This window comes from Thermoflexus sp. (assembly GCF_040289485.1).
GTDB lineage: Bacteria > Chloroflexota > Anaerolineae > Thermoflexales > Thermoflexaceae > Thermoflexus.
Genome location: NZ_PSLG01000008.1, coordinates 60,025 through 60,658, shown reverse-complemented (window position 1 = coordinate 60,658; position 634 = coordinate 60,025). Strand labels below are relative to the sequence as shown.

The 634-nt window shown below is 73.0% G+C and carries 1 protein-coding gene; it reads right to left on the bottom strand.

The window, feature by feature from the left end:
- Positions 1–220 precede the first annotated feature (220 nt).
- Positions 221–634: DUF92 domain-containing protein (locus tag C4313_RS02615; RefSeq protein ID WP_352428322.1), on the bottom strand; the 414-nt coding region annotated here is incomplete at its 5' end.

Genomic DNA, 634 nt, shown 5'->3' with positions numbered 1-634 from the left:
GAGTTCCCCGGGAAGGGACGCCTGTGGAGATCCCTCGGGCGGCGGAACGGCGAAGCGCCGGTCTACGCGCCACGGGTCGAGGAAGCCGGAAGGGGCCGGTCATCCGTTTCGCCGCGCAAGGTGAAAGGGATGACGATGCGCCACGGAACGGTAAACCGATCCTGGAAGAAAACGATAGCACGGGATGCAGGGGACGACAACAAATCGGCCCCGACCGGGCTTAGCGGCTCAGGAGGGCCGCGGCCAGGGCCCCGGCCAGGGCGGCGAGGGCGTTGACGACATCGTTGTTGACCCACGGCCACCCCCGGCGCAGGCGGGCGGGCCGCCCGCAGCGGTGCACCGGGCGCTCGGTCTCCTTCTCGCACGCTGCGCACCAATACACCCCCTGGACGATCGCCCCCAGCAGGCTGTCGAAGAGGGCTCCCAGGAAGCCCGCCAGCCCGACCGTGGCGATCCGGGCCGGCGGCCCCCCCACCGGCGAGAGGACCCAGGCCCAGGTCCCCAAGGCCAGGGCGCCCAGGGCCGCGGCCAGGGTCCCCACCGGGGAGATGGCCCCCGAGGTGCCCGGGGGAACCCGGGCGCCATCCCAGAGGCGGCGTGGAGGGCGAGGGCTGAGCATCCACACCTCCGTCGC